Genomic DNA, 20,192 nt, shown 5'->3' on the forward strand with positions numbered 1-20,192 from the left:
TACTACAATAGTAGTTTTGGCTGTACAAAATTCTGAGGAGACAACAGGTAAAAAAGATGAAATATTATATATAACTGATAATCTTGATTTAAATAAAGTGAATAATATAAAAATTATTTCACCTGCTGAAGCTAATGATATATCATATAGTGATGTTTTGTGGGTAGACGGTCATGTTCTTAAAAATTCTGATGTTAAAGACAAAATAGAACAAACATTCAAAAATGGTGCCAGAATAATCATTTTAGATTCTGAGGCTGAATTGAGCGACATATATGAAATCTTCGACACGGATCAGGCCGAATTTATAAGAGCGACAGAAAAAAACTCTCAAGAAGAAATGATTACAGAATATCAGCAAGAAATTTCGTCATTAAAAAAAATAGGATTTTTAGTTATTAACGAAAAAGGCTACAAGCATGTAATAACATTAAATGCAGAAAATAATGATCTTATTTTTGAAGTATGTAAATCTGCATCTAAGTATGATTATCTGAGTTTAATTACAGGAACCGAATCCTGAAATCATATAGTGCAACTTCTAAACACTAATAAGAAAATGACTTTTGTCTAAAAATCTAATAAAGAAATCAAAACAACAAAAAGACTGACTTTAGATCTGTTTTTCATTTCTAAAGTCGGTTTTGTATTTTACCTCTCCTCTGTACTAGACAAAATTATTATTTTGTCTAGTAGAATCTGTATATCTACCTTTTATCTTCAATAACAAATTTAGACAATAATCTAAAACACATTTACCATTCTTGACTCAAGCCGCTAGTAGTCTCGGTTTTTCTATACAACTTACAATATTTGGTTACCATAATGATAAAATAAAACGTTGCCTGGCAATGGTGTCAGACAACGTTTTATAAATGTTATTACAATTAGTTTTGCTCTATTCTTTATGTCAATTAAGCTTTATTTTATGATTGGTGTTTTTTTGCTGCGGGCATTTGATTTACAGCTGCTATAACCGCTCTTAATGACGATTTGCTGACATTACTGCTGATGCCTGCACCAATATAAATTTTATCATCTCCATTTTGAACCTGTACATATGTTATGGCTTTTGATGTTGATCCTCTTTCCAAAGCATGCTCATTATAAGATGTGATTTCAATTCGACAATCAAGGTATTTTTGCAGAGCTTTACAGAAAGCATCCAAAGGACCATTTCCCATGCCTTCAATTGTAACTTCACTATTATTTACCATCAAAGCAACATTCATTTTTACAGTTTGATCGTCTATCATTTCTTCACGATAACTTTTCAGCTGCAATGGTTTTGTCTGATTAACATATTTTTCCTGGAAAAGATTATGTATCTCGTCAGGTCTGAGTTCTCTTGTTGTTTTGTCTGATTCTTTGGTTACAACAAGACTAAATGCCTGTTGTATAGGTTTTGGCAACAAAAGACCATAGTATTGCTCAAGAATATATGCTACACCACCTTTGCCTGACTGGCTGTTAATGCGAATAATTGGGTCATAATTACGTCCCACATGCATTGGATCAATTGGCAGATATGGAACTTCCCATTGATCAGGATGTTTTTTCATTGCTCTCATACCCTTATTAATTGCATCCTGATGTGATCCTGAGAATGCAGTATATACCAGATCTCCTGCATAAGGATGTCTTGGTGGCACTACCATTCTGGTTGAAGATTCATAAACATCTATAATCTGATTTATGTTAGAAAAGTCCAGTCCGGGTTCAATACCTTGCGAAAACATGTTAAGTGCCAAAGCTACAAAATCGGCATTTCCTGTTCTTTCGCCATTGCCGAAAAGCGTACCTTCTACTCTATCAGCTCCTGCAAGTATACCAAGTTCAGTCGCTGCAACAGCAGTGCCACGATCATTATGTGTATGCAAGCTGACCTCAATGCTGTCACGATATCTAGTATGCTTACAGAAGTACTCAATCTGGTCAGCATAAATGTTTGGAGTTGACATTTCTACGGTTGCTGGCAGATTAATTACAGCTTTTTTCTCAGGAGTAGGTTCCCAGACATCACATACTGCATCACATATTTCAACGGCAAAATCAATTTCCGTACCGGTAAAACTCTCCGGCGAATATTCAAAGGTAAAATCAGTTCCATAAGTATCCTTTTCGGCATACTCACGCACCAGTTTAGCTCCAAAAACAGCCAAATCCTTACATTGATTTTTATCCATACCAAAAACAACTTCTCTTTGCAAAGTTGAGGTAGAATTATAAAGATGCACAACCGCTTTACGCACTCCCCTCAGTGCTTCATATGTTCTTTCTATGATGTGCTGACGTGATTGCGTCAGTACCTGTATTTGAACATCATCCGGTACGAGATTATTCTCGATAAGATGTCTTGTAAATTGAAATTCGGTATCAGAAGCGGCTGGGAAGCCAATTTCAATTGTTTTAAAACCCATATCAACCAAATACTGGAAAAACTGTAACTTCTGTTCGAGGTTCATCGGTATTTCCAATGCCTGATTACCGTCACGTAGGTCAACACTGCACCAGTGCGGAGCTTTAGTTATACTCTTGCTTGGCCATTCACGATCAGGCATATTCATTACTGGATAAGGCCTGTACTTCTCAACATGTTTCATTTTAATCACAATAATTCTCCCTTCTTTTATAAAACAACTTTTTAATTCAATTGCTTTCTCTGGAACTTCTTTTCATTCTTTTACAGATCAGAAAGATTTGGATTGCTTATTCATCAAAACTTCTGATAACGACAAAAAAACCTCTCATCTCATTCAGAGACGAAAGGTTAAAACTTTCCGCGGTACCACTCTAATTCATATTGCAAAAAACAATATGCTCTCAACAGATACGGATAATTTTTCAAATTTAATTAAATAATTATCGATATCCTGTCCTTGTAACGGAGGACTTCCGACATAATCTAAACCAAAATAAGGTCTCAATCTGTGCACTCAAGGGTGAGTTCATAACGCTTCCGATACTGCTTCACACCAACCAGCAGTTCTCTGTAATCTTCCACAGAAACTAATAATCCCTGTCAACGTGTCTATATTAAATTCTAACGGTTCGTTGGGACTAATCTACCACAAATATATTATTTCAGTCAACCTTTGATTTTCAAAACACCTTCACTGTTACAAAAGAAACAGATTTCTGAACGATTCTTGCTATGTTGTTGATCTGATAATAAGTTCAGGCTCGACCAGCAATCTTTGTTTGCTTCGGCTGGGGAAAACTTCAATTTCTTTCATCAAAGCATGAAAAGCCTGCTCCCCTAACTTGGTTCTTGGCTGAGATACCGTGCTTAGGCCTATCTGTGGCAGTGATGCATACGATATATCGTCAAAACCAATTAAACCTAACTGCTCAGGCACAGCTATACCATTATCCTTTGCATAGTGAAGAGCTCCCATTGCGATAATATCATTACCACAAAAAACTGCATCAGGTGGTTCAGGCAGTTTCATAAGACTACTTAGTCTATGATAACCACTTTCTATACCAAAACCACCATAGCTTATCAGGCTGCTATCTACGCTCAAACCTGATTCCTGCAGGGTCTGCTGATATGCCAAAAGACGAATCTGATTTGATGGTGATGTTTCCTGCCCTCCCATAAAAGCAATCCTGCGAAATCCTCTTTCTACAAGATGTTTTACCGCCAGGCGAGCACCGGCTTCATGATCAACTTCAATATAGCTCAAATCATCTGCCATAGCATGCCAAAATAAAATCACAGGTACATTTAAAGCTTCCAATGCTCCAGGGCGTAAAAAAGCAGTTGGTTTGAGAATAATACCATCAACTCTTTGTTCTACCATAACTCTGAGTTTTTCTTGTTCTTTAACCGGATCCCAGCCGGTATTACAAACCATTGTGGTATACCCTGCCTTTTCTGCCGCTGTATGTACTGCCATAGTTATATCGGCAAAAAAAGGATTACTCACATCAGGCACAATCAAAGCTATGATTTCTGACTTGCGTTTTACCAAGCTGCGAGCAATTGCGTTAGGCTGATAACCCATAGATTGAGCCAGCTCCATAATCCGAGCTCTTGTCTCTTCACTTACATCTGCTCTGTTATTTAGCGCCCGCGATACGGTTGCGTAAGAAACTCCTGCTTTTTCTGCTATATCCTTAATTGTTATCATTCAAAAGAATCCCCCGCGATAAATTTATGCTAATCTATTGCAACTATGATTTTATCTAGCCAATTACAAATGTCAGCCCAAACCTTTTGTTTATTAGTTTCATTTAACATTTCATGTCTGCCACCTTCATAAATAGTCAAATCAGGTTTATGCCCACAGTCCTGCAGCCATTTTACTATTTTTCTGACACCAGCGCCATAGTTGCCAACCGGATCCTGATCTCCAGAAAAAATAAATAATGGTACATCCAGAGGAATTTTTTCCGCCCATTTTTTGCTTGATACCTGTTTAGTCCAGTAAAAAAGATTATAAAACCCATTTGCCGTAAATACAAAGCCACATAAAGGATCATCATTATAAGCTTTTACGATGTCGGTGTCATGTGATATCCAATCAAAATCGGAAGCAGGATTAGATATTTTTGCTTGAAAATCCTTATTCATCAGATGATCAAGTTTTAGATCACGATAAAATCCACCATTCTTTTTCATCGATCTGGCAGCAAGCCAAGTTGCAATACCTGCAAGAGGATTTGGAGCAACCGTGCCGGAAAAAATGGCACCATTAATTTTTAGGGTTGTCGTAGCACAAAATTGTCTAACAATCATCGAGCCCATGCTATGACCTAAAATAAAAGCCGGCAGATCAGGGTATTTTTCCATAAGACGGTTCATTAGAAAATCAATATCCAGCAGGATTTTTTCTCCACCGTTAAATTCAGCAAAGTATCCAAGATGCTTCTCATCAGGAGCAGTCATTCCATGCCCAGGCAAATCCAGAGTACATATTACAAAACCTTTACTACAAAGAAATTTTGCAAAATTTTTATACCGTAACTGATGCTCTGCCATGCCGTGAACTATCAGCATAAAAGCTTTTACTTTTATTTCACTGTCAGGAATATAAAGTAAAGGTTGTATTTTATTCTGACCTGTATGAGATTCAAAGTCCAGAGAATTATCCTTGATAAACATATGGCAAAAATACCTCCTATGCACAAAACCAGATCTGAAAAGATCTGGTTTGCTTTTTACCCAAGGCTGAAGTTTTACTTTTTATTTATATAACCCTGATGCACAAGTAGTTCAGCTGTTAAAACAGCACCGCCTGCAGCGCCTCTAATAGTATTATGAGACAGACAGACAAACTTATAATCAAAAATTGAATCTTCTCTTAACCGGCCAATCGTAACTCCCATGCCATTACCCTGCATAGCATCAAGCACCGGCTGAGGTCTGTCATCTTGCTCCATATAACTAAGGAAAGGTTGCGGAGCAGAAGGCAAATTTGCTTTTTGAGGGATACCGGCAAAATCTTTCCAGATAGAAAGAATTTGTTCTTTTGTCGGCTTATTTTTAAACTTAACAGAAACTGCCGCAGTATGTCCTTCCTGAACAGCAACACGGTAGCATTGAGCAGAGATTACAGGCTTAACAGCCAGCTCAACATGATCACCTTTCAGTTCTCCCCATATTCTGGTAGGTTCTTTTTCACTCTTATCTTCTTCCCCACCAATATATGGTGTCAGATTATTTATCATTTCCGGCCAATCGGTAAATGTTTTACCTGCACCTGATATCGCCTGATAAGTACAAACACTGATCTGCTCGATGCCAAACTCTCTTAAAGGACTCAAAGCAGGCACATAGCTCTGAATAGAACAGTTTGGCTTTGCAGCGATAAAACCACTGGTTGTACCCAATCTTTTGCGCTGTGCATCTATCATAGCAGTGTGATCAGGATTTATTTCAGGAATAACCACAGGCACATCCTCTGTCCAGCGGTGAGCTGAGTTATTGGATACGACCGGGGTTTCCAGTTTAGCAATACGCTCTTCCAAAGCACGTATATCATCCTTTTTCATATCAACGGCGCAGAAAACAAAATCTACATCCTCTACCCACTTTTCTAGATCATCTGTACTGGCTACTATCATTTGGGCAATGTTTTCAGGCATATCTTTTTCCAGCTTCCAACGTCCTGCAACTGCATCTTTATAAGATCTGCCGGCAGATCTTGGTGAAGCTGCAACTACAGTTGTTTCAAACCAGGGATGGTCTGCCAAAAGTGTAACAAAGCGCTGACCTACATATCCTGTTGCACCGATAATTCCAACTCTTAATTTCTGTTCCATTGTTGATATCTCCTAATCCCTCATAATTTTAATTGTCCATGTACCAAAGACATTTGTCTACTAATCGTGAAGTTTATCATACTTCTAATTATTTTTCAAGAAGTCGCTTTTGCCAAAAAACAATGCTTTTTACTTAACTTATTATAACTCATTATACGATTGCAGTTTAATAATTTTTATTGACTAAAAAAGCAGACGAATGCTATCATTTTATTAAAATATTTATAATAAAGGTGATATATGAAAAAATTTAATAAGCTGACCTCTTTAATTATTGCATTACTGATGATACTATCTTTAACTTCATGTGATGATTGGGATTTTGAAGAAGATTTATCAGTCTCTACCTCTGTTACAGAAAATGAATTTAACACTATTGATACAGAAACAACAAAAACTTATAGTGCTGATGATACCTGGGTGATCTACTGGTACTTATGCGGCAGCGATCTTGAAAGTCAAGATGGAGCCGCTACAGAAGATCTGATAGAAATGATGGAGGTTGAACTTCCTGAAAATGTTTCAGTTATTATCCAGACAGGCGGCGCTTATGAATGGCAGAATGATATTGTTTCAGCCGATGCCCTGGGACGATATATTTACGACAGCGACGGTTTCGATCTAATCGAAGAAAAACCGCTTGCAAATATGGGAAGTGCTGATACTCTCGAGGACTTTTTAAGTTTTGCCTATGAAGAATATCCTGCCGACAATACTGCCGTTATTATCTGGAATCATGGTGGCGGCAGTGTTAGCGGAGCAGCTTTTGACGAGCTTTTCGACAATGATTCTTTAACTTTAGTTGAGATGCAATCCGCTTTTACCTCTGTATTTGGTTCTTCTAATGAAAATCCACCACTTGATCTTATAGGTTTTGATTGTTGTCTGATGGCAACAATAGATACGGCCTATATTTTCAATGGTATTTCCAGATACTTTGTTGCCTCACAAGAAATGGAACCAGGAAACGGTTGGAATTACACTGGTATTATGGAGGCTTTTGACGGAACCGCACTTTCTGGTGCAGAGTTAGGCATCAAGATCTGTGACAGTTATGTAGAAGGGTGCGAAATATACTGGACTGAAGATGACATCACATTATCTGTTATAGATTTGCAAAAATTACAACCACTGATAGATATTTATAATTATATAGGAATTGAAGCTCTTAATTATGCAAGTGAAGATCCATTGTTTTTCTCTGAATTCGGGAGAAAAGCAGCAGTTTCTGAAAATTATGGTGGCAATACAAGAGAAGAAGGCTATACAAACATGGTTGATTTAGGGAGTCTTGTAAGAAATTCCTCTGATATTTTGCCAGAAAATGCGGATATGCTCTTAAAAGCCCTTGATGAATGTGTAGTCTATAAAATTAACGGTCCTTTTCGCCAGGAAGCAAGTGGATTATCTTGCTATTATTCCTATAACAAAGATTATGAGGACTATTTAGAATATAGCGAAGTAGCATGTAGCGAGTCATTTCAATTTCTTTACGAATATATAATAACAGGAAAACTGCCAAGTCAAAGTCAATATCTGATTGAAAATTATGATTCTATTGAAATACGTGATATACCTTCTTCCGATTCGGCAGGACTGGAAGATTATCCTTTATATGTAACAGATGATGGCTATGCCCAGCTCGATATAGGTTCTGAAAAATCAGATCTGCTGACCGAAGTTAATTTTAAACTCTATTATGTTGATCATGAAGAAGACTATATGATACTTCTTGGTAGAGATAATGATCTATATGCAGATTGGATAAACGGGGTTTTTGAGGACAATTTCCGTGGGGTATGGGGCTCTATCGATGGCTACTTTGTTTACATGGATTATAGCTATTCAAGCGATGACTATAACATATATTCTGTACCTGTACTTTTAAATGGAGAAGAAGTAAATTTGAGTGTTGTCTATAGCTACGAAACCGAAGAATATAGCATCCTTGGAGCAAGAAAAGGGCTTGCAGAAAGTGGCATGGCGGATAAAAACTTAATTAAACTTAAGCCAGGAGATGAAATTACAACTATTCATTATGGTGCCACGGTATCTGGAGATGATGACTTTGAAGCTTTATACATAGATACTTTTACGGTAACAGAATCTACTGAATTTTATGAGATAGATCTGGGTGATGGTGATTTTGTCATGCTATTTGAAATGATTGACATTCAAAACAATTACTATTACTCTGCTCCTGTGTGGTTTACTGTCGAAGACGGTGAAATATATACTGAAGTCTGATAATTAAGACTGTCTAATACCGCAGCATTACGGGAGAATGATTTATGAAAAACGAACAAACATGTTATTGGCTTGATCAGTTTCTTGATTATTTCCAGGCAATAAAAGAGAGGTCACCAAATACAATTAAGGAATACCGCTATGATCTGATTCTGTTTTTCCGTTTTCTGATCCAAAAACGGGGATTGGTATCAGAAGATATGCCTTGGGAAGAAATCCCTGTTAATCTGATTGACGATACATTTCTAAAGTCCATTAAACTCACAGAGATGTATTCTTTTGTCTCCTGGTTAAGCTCAGAAAGAAAAAACAGCCCGGACGCCAGAGCACGTAGAATTTCTTCTATTCGCACTTTTTTCAATTATCTGAAAAACAAAGCCAGAATACTTGAAGATAATGTTGCTGCCGATCTTGAGTCTCCAAAAATCATGAAAAAACTGCCAAAACATCTTACATTGGACGAAAGCCAGCAGCTTTTAGAGAAAGCAGCGGCACGTAATTACAGATGGTCAAGCAGGGATTATTGTATCCTTACTTTCTTTCTAAACTGCGGTCTTCGTTTGTCCGAACTTTGCAGCATAGATATACCAAATATACGTGAAGACACACTCACTGTTTTTGGTAAAGGCGGTAAAGAACGTACTATCTATCTTAACAGTGCCTGTATAGCTGCACTAGAGGACTGGCTTGATGACAGACCTGTTATTGACAATAAAGATGCAAAAGCACTGTTTGTGAGCAGATTAAGTAAGAGAATCAGTCCCAAAACAGTACAATGGTTAATTAGAAATTATATTATCTCTATCGGACTTGATCCAAAGAGATATTCCGTGCATAAACTTCGTCATACAGCGGCAACACTTATGTATAAGTACGGTCATGTTGATATCAGAGCACTTCAGGCAATACTAGGTCATTCGAGCATATCCACAACTGAAATTTACACACATATTGACCAAGACGCTCTGCATAAAGCTGTTGAGAGCAATCCATTAAATCAAATTCGTAAAAAAGACAGTTAATGATATACAGGCTGTGGTAAAAACCACAGCCTGTTTCTTTTATGCTCTGATTAACGGTTTTTATAAAAAGCCTGATAAGCAAGATAAGTGAAATAAAGATCTATTTTGCTTGTTATTTCAAAGGTTGAATGCATGGAAAGAACCGGAACGCCGCAATCAATAACTTCCATACCAAGATGAGCTAAAAATTTGGCAACCGTACCACCGCCGCCAGCGTCTACTTTACCCATCTCACCAGTCTGCCAAGGTATATTATTAGCATCAAGAATTCTGGCAATTTCAGCAAAAAATTCGCCATTTGCATCACTTGTACCTGTTTTACCTCTAGCACCAACATATTTAACAAGTGTTATTCCTTTATTCATAAAGCTATTATTACGCGGATCAGAAACAGAAGCATATGTAGGATCAAAAGCATTTGTAACATCTGCAGATAACAGAGCACTGTTTTCGAGCACCCGCTGGAATTCTGATTGGCTAGGCTGATCATTGCAGCTTTTTGCATATAAATCATAAAGGAAATATTCATATACCCTCGATTGAGCACCAGTATTGCCCGCACTGCCTATTTCTTCCTTATCAAACAATAAACAAGCAACTGTTTTTTCTGTTTTTTCAAGTGACGTAAGAGCAGTAAGAGCAGCGTATGAACATACGCGGTCATCTTGACCATATGCACCTATAAAACTTGCATCAAGTCCAACATCTCTGGCTTTCTGAGCAGGTACAATTTCTATCTCAGCGGTTACAAAATCCCTTTCGGTTATACCATATTTCTGATTAAGAAACTGTAAAATTCCCAGCTTGAAACGACCACTTACATCTTTGTCAGGATATGGCATCCCACCTACCAGAACATTTAAATCCTCACCCTTTATAACTTCAGTAGCCTTGCGTGACATCTGTTCAGAACCTAAATGCGGCAACAGATCTGTGACGGTAAAAACAGGATCCTCATCCGATTCACCAATGCAGATAGTTTTTGAACTACCATCTTTGAGAAAAAGCACACCATGTATAGCCAATGGCATTGCAGCCCATTGATATTTTTTAATACCACCATAATAATGAGTCTTCATTAACACAAGATCATTATCCTCGTATAAAGGATTTGGTTTAAGATCAAGTCTTGGTGCATCAACATGTGCACCAATCAGATTCATACCCTCTAAAGCCGATTTTTTACCAATAATTGCTGCTGCAAGGGCTTTCCCTCGTACATTTTTATATACCTTGTCTCCAGCTTGTAATCTATCTTTGCTTTCAACCGGAACAAATCCTATACTTTCCAAATTTTCAACGGCAGCATTTACAAATTCTCTTTCGGTCTTAGCAATATTCAAAAAAGTCTTATATTCATCGGCAAAAGCAAAAGCAAAATCTCTATCATCCTGGCTGACAGTATCCCATAAATTTGTATACTGCATACATAGATCTTCTTTTAACTGCTTTACTTTATCCTTATCTCCTGCTTTATCACTTGTTTTTTTATCAGAAGCAATTTTCTTACCATTTAATTTTCCACTCATTTTCTTCTCTTTCATATATAACTCGTATTGCATTTAACCTGTTTTACTCAGATTAAAGCAAACTCCTTTCACAATTTTTGCCCATTATATCATAATAAAGCATTATCATCCCCAGCTCTTTGTTACCATAGCCACAATGACAGGGTGTACAATATGATATATAATCGGCGGTGGAATATTAAACTTGAAATAAATATATTGATTAAATATATAGAGGAAATAAATATGCTTTTTGATACACATACTCATGTTATTCCTTGGTCACACGATGCCAGTCAGAAGATTGAAGAATTATTAGCAGATGCAACAGAAAAAAAACTTGCTGGAGTTTGTCTTACTGATCATTATGAAAAAGACATGTTCTATGAAAGAGGATATGAGGATATTTTTGATCCCGATGAATATTTTTCTGAGTTGAAAAAATATAGATATATCTCAAAGGATTATCAAAACGATAGCAAACTAAGTTTTCTCATCGGTGCGGAACTTGGTTGGCTGCCTCACCTTAATGAGCATCTGGCTGCCCTTGTAAAAAATTATCCTTTTGACAGCATTATTCTTTCTTTACATGTACTTGATAAAAAAGATCCTTATGTAGACGCTGATTTTTTCGATCAAGGCTTGGAAATCACTTATAAAAAAGCCATAGAAAGAATGCATGACATGATAACATCCTGTCCTGATTATGACATTCTAGGGCATTTTGATTATATTTCTCGTTATGCTAAAAGCAGTAACAATAAAATGAAATATGAACATGCTCCTGAGGCTTTTGACCGGCTGTTCAAAACTATGATAGCTACCGATAAATGCCTCGAAATAAATACAAGAACAACCGTAAAATTAAGAGAAACCGGTTATAGCAAAGAAAATAGTTTCCCTGATGAAAAAATCTTCCAGCGCTATCTGGAGCTTGGTGGTAAATATATTTCAATCAGTTCCGACAGCCATCATTATGGGCATGCGGCTTTGATTTTTGATGAAATGAAAGATTGGCTATTATCTCAGAATATTGATAAGCTGACATATTTTGTTGAAAGAAAGCCTGTTTTATATAGTATTACTTAATATTTAGCTTTATTTGCTTTATTATTTGCGCTTAGCTGATTTTGTTTATTCTATAAATCCACCGGCCATAATAAGATCATCCAGATAAAAAACACATGATTGTCCAGTTACAGGTGAAACAACAGGTTCATCAAAAACAGCTCTCAACCTGTTGCCTGACTCACTAGATACGGTACAAGGCATTTCTTTGGCAGAATGTCTTATTTTACCCAAAAGTCTTGTGGGCTTATCAATACCTGCAAGACCAGAATAAACAATATCTTTAACGATTACTTCTTTCCTAAGAAGCTTTTCATGATCTCCTACGATCAGAATATTTTTTTCAATATCTCTGTCAAGAACAAAAAGTCTTTCTGTGGTTTTTACATTAAACCCTTTACGCTGCCCAATCGTAAAATTTATAAGCCCACGGTGAGTTCCCAATACATTTCCTTTAAAATCACATACATCTCCTGGTTCAGTCAGATACAAAAGATCTTTATTATGCATATTCAGATAACGGCGAATATAACTGGCATAATCACTGTCCGGTATGAAGCAATTATCCTGACTGTCTGGTTTATTCCCCATCTGCTTGCCATCTGCTGTCAAAAGTCCATTGTCCTGAGCTATCTGCCGTACTTCTGATTTCTGAAAGCTGCCAAGCGGGAAAAACAAACCGGCTAATTGTGACTGTGATAGGCGGTTAAGAAAATAAGACTGATCCTTAAAACCTACAGGAGCTTTTTCCATAGCAAAACGACCATTATCAAGTTTTCTGACATTGGCATAATGACCAGTGGCTACCCCTTTGCAATTATATTCGGCAGCGTATTTATATAGCACATCAAATTTTATCGTAGGATTGCATAAAATACAGGGATTAGGAGTTCTACCTGCTGTATATCCATAAACAAAATCAGCTATAATAGTTTCTGCAAATTTAGCTTGAACATCAACCACAATATGCTCAATACCAGCGCTTTTACACACTGCAGCAGCATCTGCAACCGAAGCCTGTGCTTCTGGCTGAGTAATCATGGTAAGGCCAAACACTTCACACCCTGCCTGCCTCAACAACAAAGCAGCGACAGAGCTGTCCACTCCGCCGCTGACACCAAGCATAATCCGGTCAGGCAAAGGCTTATGAAAAACCAGTTTATTCATTAATGAGTATCTTCCTCCAGCATGTCAAACAATGCTTTATTATCATCATTAAGTTTGCCTGTTTTTTCATAATACTCTTTTATAGCTGACTTAACTGCCTGTTCAGCCAAAAGTGAACAATGCATTTTTACCGGCGGTAACCCATCCAGAGCCTCAGCAACAGCCTTATTGGTGATATTAAGAGCTTCTTCAACAGTTTTACCAATAATCATTTCTGTCGCCATACTACTTGTAGCAATAGCAGAACCACAACCAAAAGTTTTGAATTTGGCGTCTACAATAATATCATTTTCTATTTTCAGATCAACCTTCATGATATCGCCGCACTTAGCATTACCGACCGTTCCACTAGCCGATGCGTCTTCTATCTCCCCGACATTACGAGGATGCATGAAATGATCCATTACTTTATCACTATACTGCATATAATCCCTGCTTTCCTGATATATTTACCATCTGGTATTTTACCACAAAAATCAAATAATTGACTTGTTAAAATGTTTACCTTTTCTTTGTAAATCTATTATACAGAATAAATTTTCAGTATTCTTGTATAAAACCGACTTTACAATTCAATATTTCTTTTCCCTGTTTTTATAAAATCAGCATAAAGCGGTGACATATCGCGCAGACGTTGGACGATCTGGGCTAAATCTCTCACCAGATTATCAACATCTTCAAGTTTATTATATTTGCCAAAAGTTACCCTTAAAGACCCATGTGCTATCTCATGAGGCAGGCCTATTGCCAGCAGAACATGAGAGGGATCAAGAGATCCTGAGGTACAGGCAGATCCACTGGAGCAGCAGTACCCATAATGATCAAGCATTAAAAGAATAGACTCTCCTTCAATAAACTCAAAAGAAATATTGACATTATTAGGCAATCTTTTGCTGCGATGTCCATTGAGCCGGCAGTGCGGTATTTCTTTTAAAATCTTTTCTATCAAATTGTCTCGCAGTTCTGCTAATTTGCTCATATTCTGATCGAGTTCCGCAACAGCCAATTCAAAAGCCTTAGCAAAGCCAACTATTGAAGCTACATTCTCTGTTCCGCCACGTTTGTTTCTCTCCTGAGCTCCACCATCAAGGAGATTGGCAATTCTCAAACCTTTCCTTATATAGAGGGCGCCTACTCCCTTAGGAGCATATAATTTATGACCGGAAAAAGAAATAAGATCAGCATTTAATTTCTTTACATCTATCTCTACCGCTCCTGCAGCCTGAACTGCATCTGTATGGAAAACAACTCCCTTTTCACGGCAGATAGCACCTATCTCAGACACAGGTTGTATAGTTCCTATTTCATTATTTGCCATCATAATTGATACAAGTATTGTATCCTCTCTGATTGCATTTAATACATCTTCAGGATTGACCAGACCTTCATTGTCAACCTCTATCCATGTTACTTCATAGCCTTGTTTTTCAAGAGCCTCAAAGGGGTGTAAAACAGCATGATGCTCAATCTTAGAAGTAATAATATGTTTTCCTTTATCGGCACGAGCTATTGCCGTTCCCTTTATTGCCCAGTTATCAGATTCTGTACCGCATGAAGTAAAATATATTTCGCTGGACTGTGCATTTATACATTCCGCAATTTTATTTCTGGCTTCATTTAGTAAACCGGCAGCCACCTGCCCTTCACTATAAAAAGATGATGGATTACCAAAAACATCTTTGTACACAGGCATCATAGCATCTAAAACCTCCTGCCTTACAGGAGTAGTCGCAGCATAATCAAGATAAACTCTTTCTTTTCCGCTCATTATGTCATCCCTTTCCTCGGATCATTAATAATGTATTTGCCAGAATATATCTTACGAAATATTCATTCTTTTGTATATAGACAGCGCCTCTATTGCAACACTATCTCTGTAATACTTTATTCCTGACAACAATTTGCTGTAGTAACCAAAGTTACTGAAGGTTCGCTATCCCCAGTGTAATCATGGGATTTGTACAGTTTAACAGATGTTAATTGTTACCAGCTTGGTTTTTCCTTCTTTTGTCCAACCATTCTTTCACTCTGGCTTCATAACCATTATTGGTAGGATCATAATATACAGTTCCTGCGATAGCATCAGGTAAATATTGCTGGTCTACTATGTTATTTTCATAATTATGAGCATATTTATAACCAGTTCCATATCCAAGCTCAGACATACCTTTAGCAGGTGCATTTCTAAGATGCATTGGAATCTCACCTGTCTGCTTTTGCTCAATATCCTGAAGAGCTTTATCAACGGCAGTATAGGCAGCATTTGACTTGGGGCTTGTTGCTACTGCAATAGCGGCTTCTGCCAAAAGAATCCTTGCTTCCGGCATACCTATCATCTGTACTCCCTGATAAGCCGCAAGAGCAATCCCCAGCATCTGCGGATTAGCCAAACCGACATCCTCAGCTGCACAAATCAAGATACGGCGGGCAAGGAATTCTATGTCCTCTCCACCATGAAGTGCCCTCGCCAGATAAAAAACAGCCGCATCCGGGTCACTACCGCGCATTGATTTGATCATTGCACTGATCGTATCATAATGATTTTCGCCATTTTTATCAAAGGCTATACTGCGCTTTTGCATACAGTCTTCAACAGTCTCGCGATTAATAATTATTTTGCCGTTTGCCGCAGGTTTAGTTGTCGTAACAGCAAGTTCAATCGCATTTAACGCTATTCTGGCATCTCCGTTTGATAGATTGCTGATATAGTGCAATGCCTCTTCAGACAAATCAACATCATAACGCCCCAGACCTCTTTGTTCATTTTGAAGTGCCTGTTGCAGAATTTTTATTATATGAATCTCAGTAAGTGGTTTAAGCTGAAAAACAGTCGATCTTGAAATAAGAGCCTTATTAACTTCAAAAAATGGATTCTCTGTGGTTGCGCCTATCAGAATAAGTGTTCCATCTTCAACCTGAGGCAATAAAGCATCCTGCTGAGCCTTGTTAAAACGGTGTATCTCATCAATAAACAAAACTGTTCTTCCCGAAGGATTTAATATCATATTCTGCGTATCCGCTATTACTCTTTTGATATCTGCAACCCCTGATGTAACAGCATTTAATTTCTGAAAACCGGCAGAAGTCTGATTTGCGATCACTCGTGCCAAAGAGGTTTTCCCTGTTCCCGGAGGACCAAAAAGGATGATTGAGCTGAGTCTGTCAGCTTCAATCATCCTTCTTAACATTTTACCTTTGCTTAATATATGCTCCTGACCTACATATTCGCTAAGATCTGTCGGCGCCATTCTATAAGCCAGCGGCTGCCGGCTTAAATTCGCAGATCCTTGGTCAGAAAAAAGGTCACTCATAGCAGATCAATACTCCGGATAAAGTGTATATTGGGAACAAATCTCATCCACACGTTTGATAATATTCTCTTTCTGATTATCAAAATCAGTCAAAGCAAGATGAATAAGTTCTGCTATTACATCCATATCATTTTCATTCATCCCTCTTGCTGTTACAGCAGGAGTACCAAGTCTGATACCACTTGTAATAGTTGGTTTTTCCGGATCATAAGGAATACCGTTTTTGTTGCATGTAATGTTAACATCATCAAGTCTTAATTGCAGATCCTTACCACTTACACCTGTACCTCTTAAATCTACAAGCATAAGATGATTATCTGTGCCGCCAGAAACAAGCTTGATACCTCTGGAGGTCAGGCCTTTTGCCAAAGCCTGTGCATTGTTAAGTATTGCCTGCTGATATTCCTTGAATTCAGGAGCTAAAGCTTCTTTGAAAGCAACTGCTTTAGCTGCAATAACATGCATTAAAGGACCGCCCTGCTGTCCAGGGAATACTGCTGAGTTTATTGCCTTGGCATATTCCTCTTTACACATAATCATACCGCCTCTTGGGCCACGCAGAGTTTTATGTGTTGTTGTCGTAACAAAATCAGCATAAGGAATCGGGCTTGGATGCAGTCCTGCTGCCACCAGACCGGCAATATGAGCCATATCGACAAATAAATATGCGCCTACTTCATCAGCTATTTCACGAAATTTTGCAAAATCTATTACTCTTGGGTACGCACTAGCACCTGCTACAATCATTTTAGGTTTTACTTCACGTGCTTTTGCCAGCAAAGCGTCATAATCAATCAGATTTTTTTCAGGATCAACCTGATAGCTTTCAGCTTTATAAGTTTTGCCAGAAACATTTTTGAACATACCATGTGTCAAATGACCGCCATGAGCAAGATCCATACCAAGAATAGTATCACCAGGTTCCAGCATGGCAAAATAGACAGCTGTATTAGCCTGTGCTCCTGAATGTGGCTGTACATTGACATGATCTGCACCAAATAATTCCTTTGCTCTTTCAATTGCCAGTGTTTCAACAATATCTACATACTCACAGCCGCCATAATAACGTTTGCCAGGATATCCTTCTGCATATTTGTTTGTAAGCGGTGAACCACAAGCCTCCAGAACAGCCTCACTGACAAAATTCTCGGATGCTATCAGCTCAATTTTAGAACGCTGACGACCTGTTTCCTTTTTAATTGCATCGTAGACCTGAGGATCTACCTTGGACAAATGAGTATATGACATTTTGTTGACCTCCCGATTATTTATAATTTAGATAATTTTATCTAATTTAATAACATTTTCTGGATATTTGAATCCATATCAAAACTATTCTACATTATTAACGTAATTTGTAAAGCAAAAAAGGCTGTTAAAATGAACGAAAAAGCTATATAGATTAGTGTTTATTCAAAGCATCTATAAAGCTCATCCCTGTCAGGCTCGTCCAAAATTATATTTTTACCATTTTCTCTAAAAATCCGCTTTTTGCCATGAACAAAACGCCCGATGATTGTTGCTTCAATCTTTTTGTCCTGCAGGCCTGCCAGAAGCTTATCCGGTTTATCTGTGACCATCAGCATAGATCCACTGCTGATCAAGCGGTATGGATTTAAGCTGAGTTTATTGCAGATGCTTTTTGTCAAAGGATCAACCGGAATCTTTTCAAGCTCTATCTCAATGCCTATATCAGCAGCCTCTGCCATTTCCCAGGCTGCACCAAGAATTCCACCTTCTGTAGCATCATGCATGGCATGAACACGCATCTCACCACCACATATACCTTCCGGTACAACACTTATCTGTTTTATCATATCAGCTGCATTTTTTATCTGCTCAGGAGTAAGTATATCTGCAAGTTTTTCCGGCATATCAGCTGCAATGATTGCAGTCCCTTCCAAAGCTGCCTTTTTTGTCATAATCAGATAGTCATCAGGTTTTGCTCCTCCTGATTTAATTAAACCCACAGTTTCAAAACCAATTGCTGTAGTAGTAAGAACAAATCTGTTAACAGCATCGCTTATTTCCGTATGTCCGCCGGCAATCACTGTACCCAGCTCTTCTGCCGTTTGTCCAACCTGCTTCATTATCCTGTTTATATCTTCTTTTTGGGCATCAACGGGTGCAATTAAAACGAGCATTAATGCAGCTGGGCGTACACCAAAAGCCGCCAGATCATTACATGATACGTGTACGGCAAGACTGCCGATATCTTTACTTGCGCCGGTTATTGGATCACTGGACATAACTACAAATCCGCCAGGATGTCTTATGGCAGCACAATCAAGACCATTGCCAGGACCACAGGCAATCTGGTCAGTCAGCGGCGGCAAATTAGAAAAAACAATCTCAGAAAGCTCCTGCGGAGTCAGTTTACCTGTTTTCAAAGATCAATCACCTCTATGTTATCCAAACCTTGCTGCACAAGAGCAGCAATATCCAGATTTTTTTCTGCATCTTCTGCATGCTCTAGTGATGGATGTGTTTTAGGATGCTTGGCAACAAAAACCGTACAGCAATCCTCATAAGGCAGTATAGAAGTCTCAAAAGTACCAATTCGGCGAGCCAGTTGCACAGTATCATCCTTATCAAGACCGATCAGCGGCCGGAAAACCGGGCTAGCAACAACATGATCTGTTGTACAAAGAGCCTCAAGAGTCTGACTTGCAACCTGACCAAGGCTTTCACCGGTAATCAAAGCTTTGCAACCACGTTTGACAGCAAGTTCCTGTGCTATACGCATCATTATGCGCCGCATTACAATAGTTATCATATCAACTGGAGAATGATCTCTAATCGCAATCTGTATGTCGGTAAAATTAACAACATGAAGCCGGATTTGGCCTGTATAAGGTGTCAACAGCCTTGCCAGATCAACTACCTTTTCTTTTGCCTGATTGCTGGTAAAAGGGAAAGCATGGAAATAAACAGCATCAATCTGCATTCCTCTTGATGCCATCATATATCCCGCTACCGGACTATCAATACCACCGGAAAGCAGTAGCATACCCTTACCGCCCATCCCAACCGGTAAACCTTTTTGAGCCTTGATAATTGTATGGTAAATATAGTTATAATCTCTGACCTCAACGTAAAAAGTAAATTCAGGATTATTTACGTCTACAGTTAGCAAATCAGGATAGGCAGTCATTAAAATCCCACCGATTTCCCGACTGATATCCATTGAGTTATAAGGGAAATTTTTATTGCCGCGTCTGCTTTCAACCTTAAAACTCCTTTTTTTGCCATCAGCAAGCAAATCACCCACATATTGTACTGCCTGTTTACCTATCTCTTCCAGATCCCCTCTGAACTTTCTAACCGGGCTTACAGAAACCAGACCAAAAACCTTGCTGATCATTTCCATAGCCTGATCAAGATTCAGATCAGGTTCAAGTGGTCTTGCCCAAACTCTGGACTGACTTTGAGATATTTCAAATCTGCCAATTTTTTTAAGCCGATATTTGATATTGCGCATCAGCTGTCCTTCAAACTTGCCACGATTCATACCCTTAAGGGCAATTTCCCCAAGTCTGATCAGAATCATTTCTTCATAATTACATTTAGTCATAAATTTATTCTTCCCTTATTTTGTT

Annotated in this window: 16 protein-coding genes and 1 other annotated feature; of the genes, 4 read left to right on the forward strand and 12 right to left on the reverse strand. The window is 38.1% G+C overall.

Annotation, left to right across the window (positions count from 1 at the left end; translation table 11 throughout):
• Positions 1–523, forward strand: a 523-nt coding sequence (locus tag AC0KSB_RS05330; protein WP_472307182.1) for a hypothetical protein, incomplete at its 5' end; no start/stop codon positions are given.
• Positions 524–926: 403 nt separating this feature from the next.
• Here AC0KSB_RS05330 and leuA read toward each other — a convergent pair.
• The 4 genes from leuA to asd form a co-directional block, all read right to left on the reverse strand.
• Positions 927–2,603, reverse strand: coding sequence for a 2-isopropylmalate synthase (leuA, locus tag AC0KSB_RS05335; protein WP_472307318.1), 1,677 nt, complete (start codon positions 2,601–2,603; stop codon positions 927–929).
• Positions 2,604–2,755: 152 nt separating this feature from the next.
• Positions 2,756–3,035, reverse strand: a binding site (T-box leader).
• Between the two features lie 117 nt (positions 3,036–3,152).
• On the reverse strand, positions 3,153–4,136 hold the full coding sequence (locus AC0KSB_RS05340) for a LacI family DNA-binding transcriptional regulator (protein ID WP_472307183.1): 984 nt from the start codon (positions 4,134–4,136) through the stop codon (positions 3,153–3,155).
• Between the two features lie 29 nt (positions 4,137–4,165).
• Positions 4,166–5,110 carry an alpha/beta fold hydrolase gene (locus tag AC0KSB_RS05345; RefSeq protein ID WP_472307184.1) on the reverse strand — a complete coding sequence of 315 codons (945 nt, stop codon included), beginning with the start codon at positions 5,108–5,110 and terminating at the stop codon, positions 4,166–4,168.
• Positions 5,111–5,184: 74 nt separating this feature from the next.
• The gene (asd, locus tag AC0KSB_RS05350) at positions 5,185–6,270 is read right to left on the reverse strand and encodes an aspartate-semialdehyde dehydrogenase (RefSeq protein WP_472307185.1); all 1,086 of its coding nucleotides are present in this window, start codon (positions 6,268–6,270) and stop codon (positions 5,185–5,187) included.
• A gap of 240 nt (positions 6,271–6,510) precedes the next feature.
• On the opposite strand from asd, the gene AC0KSB_RS05355 reads away from it, so the two are divergent.
• The gene (locus AC0KSB_RS05355; protein ID WP_472307186.1) at positions 6,511–8,517 is read left to right on the forward strand and encodes a clostripain-related cysteine peptidase; all 2,007 of its coding nucleotides are present in this window, start codon (positions 6,511–6,513) and stop codon (positions 8,515–8,517) included.
• Positions 8,518–8,561: 44 nt separating this feature from the next.
• Positions 8,562–9,539: a tyrosine recombinase XerC gene (locus tag AC0KSB_RS05360; protein ID WP_472307187.1), complete on the forward strand. Its 978-nt coding sequence runs from the start codon at positions 8,562–8,564 to the stop codon at positions 9,537–9,539.
• Between the two features lie 50 nt (positions 9,540–9,589).
• Here AC0KSB_RS05360 and AC0KSB_RS05365 read toward each other — a convergent pair whose 3' ends face one another.
• Complete coding sequence (locus AC0KSB_RS05365) at positions 9,590–11,083, reverse strand: aminopeptidase (protein ID WP_472307188.1); 1,494 nt, start codon at positions 11,081–11,083, stop codon at positions 9,590–9,592.
• Between the two features lie 210 nt (positions 11,084–11,293).
• Here AC0KSB_RS05365 and AC0KSB_RS05370 point away from each other — a divergent pair, with 210 nt between their 5' ends.
• Complete coding sequence (locus AC0KSB_RS05370; protein ID WP_472307189.1) at positions 11,294–12,136, forward strand: histidinol-phosphatase HisJ family protein; 843 nt, start codon at positions 11,294–11,296, stop codon at positions 12,134–12,136.
• 45 nt (positions 12,137–12,181) lie between these two features.
• Here the strand turns inward: AC0KSB_RS05370 and mnmA are convergent, their stop codons facing one another.
• From mnmA to thiI, 7 genes are all read right to left on the reverse strand, one after another.
• Positions 12,182–13,282, reverse strand: a complete 1,101-nt coding sequence (gene mnmA, locus AC0KSB_RS05375) for a tRNA 2-thiouridine(34) synthase MnmA (RefSeq protein ID WP_472307190.1) — start codon at positions 13,280–13,282, stop codon at positions 12,182–12,184.
• Positions 13,282–13,707 (reverse strand): Fe-S cluster assembly scaffold protein NifU, encoded by a 426-nt coding sequence (gene nifU / locus AC0KSB_RS05380; protein WP_472307191.1) that lies wholly within the window; start codon positions 13,705–13,707, stop codon positions 13,282–13,284. The genes mnmA and nifU overlap by 1 nt, the downstream gene beginning before the upstream one ends.
• A 140-nt stretch (positions 13,708–13,847) precedes the next feature.
• Positions 13,848–15,050 (reverse strand): cysteine desulfurase NifS, encoded by a 1,203-nt coding sequence (gene nifS, locus AC0KSB_RS05385; protein WP_472307192.1) that lies wholly within the window; start codon positions 15,048–15,050, stop codon positions 13,848–13,850.
• Between the two features lie 208 nt (positions 15,051–15,258).
• Positions 15,259–16,593 (reverse strand): replication-associated recombination protein A, encoded by a 1,335-nt coding sequence (locus AC0KSB_RS05390; RefSeq protein WP_472307193.1) that lies wholly within the window; start codon positions 16,591–16,593, stop codon positions 15,259–15,261.
• Between the two features lie 6 nt (positions 16,594–16,599).
• Entirely contained in the window at positions 16,600–17,841 is a 1,242-nt protein-coding gene (locus AC0KSB_RS05395; protein WP_472307194.1) for a serine hydroxymethyltransferase, read from the reverse strand.
• Positions 17,842–18,002: 161 nt separating this feature from the next.
• Positions 18,003–18,983, reverse strand: a complete 981-nt coding sequence (locus AC0KSB_RS05400; protein WP_472307195.1) for an AIR synthase family protein — start codon at positions 18,981–18,983, stop codon at positions 18,003–18,005.
• Entirely contained in the window at positions 18,980–20,167 is a 1,188-nt protein-coding gene (gene thiI / locus AC0KSB_RS05405; RefSeq protein ID WP_472307196.1) for a tRNA uracil 4-sulfurtransferase ThiI, read from the reverse strand. Before thiI ends, AC0KSB_RS05400 begins: the two co-directional genes overlap by 4 nt.
• Between the last annotated feature and the right edge of the window lie 25 nt (positions 20,168–20,192).

The sequence above is a fragment of the Ercella succinigenes genome (assembly GCF_900002895.1).

Bases quoted from the DNA above. Each gene is read 5' to 3' on its own strand.
- AC0KSB_RS05395 (WP_472307194.1), bottom strand. From the start codon at position 17,841: ATGTCATATACTCATTTGTCCAAGGTAGATCCTCAGGTCTACGATGCA.
- AC0KSB_RS05345 (WP_472307184.1), bottom strand. From the start codon at position 5,110: ATGTTTATCAAGGATAATTCTCTGGACTTTGAATCTCATACAGGTCAG.
- AC0KSB_RS05360 (WP_472307187.1), top strand. From the start codon at position 8,562: ATGAAAAACGAACAAACATGTTATTGGCTTGATCAGTTTCTTGATTAT.
- asd (WP_472307185.1), bottom strand. From the start codon at position 6,270: ATGGAACAGAAATTAAGAGTTGGAATTATCGGTGCAACAGGATATGTA.
- AC0KSB_RS05340 (WP_472307183.1), bottom strand. From the start codon at position 4,136: ATGATAACAATTAAGGATATAGCAGAAAAAGCAGGAGTTTCTTACGCA.
- AC0KSB_RS05365 (WP_472307188.1), bottom strand. From the start codon at position 11,083: ATGAAAGAGAAGAAAATGAGTGGAAAATTAAATGGTAAGAAAATTGCT.
- nifS (WP_472307192.1), bottom strand. From the start codon at position 15,050: ATGAGCGGAAAAGAAAGAGTTTATCTTGATTATGCTGCGACTACTCCT.
- nifU (WP_472307191.1), bottom strand. From the start codon at position 13,707: ATGCAGTATAGTGATAAAGTAATGGATCATTTCATGCATCCTCGTAAT.
- AC0KSB_RS05355 (WP_472307186.1), top strand. From the start codon at position 6,511: ATGAAAAAATTTAATAAGCTGACCTCTTTAATTATTGCATTACTGATG.
- thiI (WP_472307196.1), bottom strand. From the start codon at position 20,167: ATGACTAAATGTAATTATGAAGAAATGATTCTGATCAGACTTGGGGAA.
- mnmA (WP_472307190.1), bottom strand. From the start codon at position 13,282: ATGAATAAACTGGTTTTTCATAAGCCTTTGCCTGACCGGATTATGCTT.
- leuA (WP_472307318.1), bottom strand. From the start codon at position 2,603: ATGAAACATGTTGAGAAGTACAGGCCTTATCCAGTAATGAATATGCCT.
- AC0KSB_RS05390 (WP_472307193.1), bottom strand. From the start codon at position 16,593: ATGAGTGACCTTTTTTCTGACCAAGGATCTGCGAATTTAAGCCGGCAG.
- AC0KSB_RS05370 (WP_472307189.1), top strand. From the start codon at position 11,294: ATGCTTTTTGATACACATACTCATGTTATTCCTTGGTCACACGATGCC.